Origin of the sequence: Bradyrhizobium sp. SHOUNA76, assembly GCF_023006445.1 — a bacterium.
Classification (GTDB): domain Bacteria; phylum Pseudomonadota; class Alphaproteobacteria; order Rhizobiales; family Xanthobacteraceae; genus Bradyrhizobium.
Map to the genome: position 1 here is coordinate 1 of NZ_JALBHA010000683.1, position 2,684 is coordinate 2,684.

The window sequence follows — 2,684 nt, forward strand, 5'->3', positions numbered from 1 at the left end:
GGCCTGCTGGAGATGAGCAAGCTCGGCCTCGCCGCGCGCGACGAGAGCGTGATGACGCGGCTGCTCGCGATGCCGCACGGCATGATCGTGGTCACGGGACCGACCGGCAGCGGCAAGACCACGACGCTCGCGACCATGCTGTCGATCCTGAACGAGCCCACGCGAAAAATCCTCACCATCGAGGATCCCGTCGAGTACGAGATTCCCGGCATCAACCAGTCCCAGGTCAAGCCGTCGATCGGGCTGACCTTCGCCTCCGCCATGCGCGCCTTCGTCCGCCAGGACCCCGACGTGATCATGGTCGGCGAGGTCCGCGACGCCGAGACCGCGCATATCGCGATCCACGCCGCACTCACCGGCCATCTCGTCCTGACGACGCTGCACACCGAGACGGCCGCGGCCGCCGTGCCGCGCCTGATCGATCTCGGTATCGAGGGCTTCCTGCTGAAGTCCACGCTGCGCGCGGTGGTCGCGCAGCGCCTGGTGCGCGTGCTCTGCGACCGCTGCAAGATCCCGCATGCGCTGACCGAGGCCGATCTCGCCGAGGACCCGCGCTTCGCGGTGATTGGTTTCAAGTGCGGCGAGGTCGTGCACGAGGCCGGTGGCTGCGAACGCTGCGGCGGCACCGGCTATCGCGGCCGCAACGGCGTGTTCGAGATCCTCGAAATGTCCGACGAGGTGCGCACGCTGATCGGCCCGCAGACCGACTCCCACTCGATCGACGCCGCCGCGATGCGGGGCGGCATGACGACGATGCTGGAGGATGCGGTCGCCAAATGCCGGGCCGGGCACACCACCGTGCCCGAGGTCTTCCGCGTCACGACGGTGCGCTAACGCATGCCGAACTATCGCTACCGCGCCCTCAACGCCAACGGCGAACTGGTCTCCGGCGCCATTGCCGCGCCCGCGCCGGGCGACGTCGCGCAGCGGATCGAGCGGCTCGGTCTCGTGCTGGTCGACAATGTCACGCCGGAAGAGGGCGGCTCGGCGGGTCGTGTGTTCAGCCTCTTCAACAGGCCCAAGCCGGAAGACGTCACCATCTTCACGCGCGACCTGGCGCTGCTGCTGCGCGCCGGCGCCCGCATCAATGACGGATTGGAACTGCTTGCGGCCGATCCGGACTTCGGTCGGCTGCGCCCGGTCGTTGCCGACATCCGTTCGCGGGTCGTTGCGGGCGAGAGCTTTGCCGAAGCGCTGGCGCGGCACGAAGGGCTGTTCCCGCCAATGTATGTCGCGCTGGTGCGGGTCGGTGAGGCCTCGGGATCGCTGGACCAGGTACTGGAGGTACTGGCCGGCGAGCGCACGCGCAGCGAGGCGCTGAGGCGGCGGCTGTCGGATGCAATCCGCTATCCGCTGTTCGTGCTGGGCGCGGCGGGTTGCGTGCTGCTGTTCTTCCTCACTTTCGTGCTGCCGCAGTTCGCATCCGTGTTGCAGGATTTCGGCGCCAAGATTGATCCGGTCGTCGGCGTCTTTCTCAACATCTCCACGTTCCTGCGCGGCAATTCGGATGCGGTGCTGGCTAGCCTTGCGGCCGTCATCGCAGCGGCGTGGCTCTTGCTCCGGCAAGAGCGCGTCCGCCGCGGCGTCACCAATGCGATCACGCGGCTGCCGGCAATCCGCAACGTGATGAGCGCATACCGGACGGCGCTGTTTTGCCGCAATCTCGGCCTGCTGCTCGGCAGCGGCGTCAATCTCACCATCACGCTGCGCATCCTCGTCGACATGATGGCGACGACGGGCTCGGCCGCGGTCTGGAGCGATGCCGCCGACCGCGTTCGCCACGGCTCGAAGTTGTCCGACGCGTTGGCTGAGACGGAGGCGCTGCCCGCGATGGCAGTGCGCATGCTCCGACTCGGCGACGAGACCGGACAATTGCCGATGCTGTCGGGACGCGTCGCCGAATTCTACGAGGCCAAGCTGCAGCGCACGCTGGACCGCGCGGTCGGCATCGCAGGTCCGGCCGCGATCATCGCGATTTCGCTGGTCGTCGGCGGCCTGATCACGTCGGTGATGACGGCGCTGATGTCGGTGAGCCAGATTGTCGGTTAGGATTGGGTAACGGAGGGGTTGAGGTGATCGAACGTCCATCGTTAAGTCGCGGCCGGCGGCGCGCGGGCCGAGGGGAGGCGGGCTTCACCCTCGTCGAGATGCTGGTCGTCATCACCATCATCGGGATGATCATGGCGCTGGTCGGCCCGCGGGTGCTGAACTATCTCAGCGAGTCCAAGGCGAAGGCGGCGAAGATCCAGATCGAGAGCTTTTCCAGCGCGCTCGATCTCTACTTTCTCGATCTCGGCCGTTATCCCACATCGAACGAAGGACTCACCGCGCTGACCCGCAACACCAATCAGACCGGCTGGAATGGGCCCTATTTACGTGGCGGCGTGGTGCCGAACGATCCCTGGGGGCACATCTACGTCTATCGTGCGCCGGGCGCGAGCGCGCCTTTTGAGATCATCTCGCTGGGATCGGACGGTCAGGAAGGCGGCAGTGGAACGGCGGCCGACATTGTCAGCGGCGCGCGCTGAGGGCCTTGGCGAGGCACGCGGCTTTGCGCTGATCGAGATCCTGTGCGTGCTCGCGATCATCGGCCTGCTCGCGGCAATCATCCTGCCGGCTGTCCCGCGCACAACGACGCGGGCCAGGCTGGAGAGCTACGCGGTCGAGACCGCGGCGCTGCTGAA

At 67.1% G+C, this 2,684-nt stretch carries 4 protein-coding genes; all 4 read left to right on the forward strand.

The features are described 5' to 3' along the window. The coding region (locus MOV74_RS35570) for a GspE/PulE family protein (RefSeq protein WP_246931852.1) at positions 1-834 on the forward strand (834 nt) is incomplete at its 5' end. Positions 835-837: 3 nt separating this feature from the next. Further along, a complete protein-coding gene (locus MOV74_RS35575; protein WP_246931854.1) occupies positions 838-2,049 on the forward strand; it encodes a type II secretion system F family protein in 1,212 nt (403 codons plus the stop codon). 23 nt (positions 2,050-2,072) lie between these two features. Further along, on the forward strand, positions 2,073-2,528 hold the full coding sequence (gspG, locus tag MOV74_RS35580; protein ID WP_246931856.1) for a type II secretion system major pseudopilin GspG: 456 nt from the start codon (positions 2,073-2,075) through the stop codon (positions 2,526-2,528). Further along, on the forward strand, positions 2,491-2,684 hold a 194-nt coding region (locus MOV74_RS40645), incomplete at its 3' end, for a prepilin-type N-terminal cleavage/methylation domain-containing protein (protein WP_309486871.1). The genes gspG and MOV74_RS40645, both read left to right, overlap by 38 nt.

Coding starts and splice junctions, on each gene's coding strand:
- MOV74_RS35575 (WP_246931854.1), top strand. CDS start 838: ATGCCGAACTATCGCTACCGCGCCCTCAACGCCAACGGCGAACTGGTC.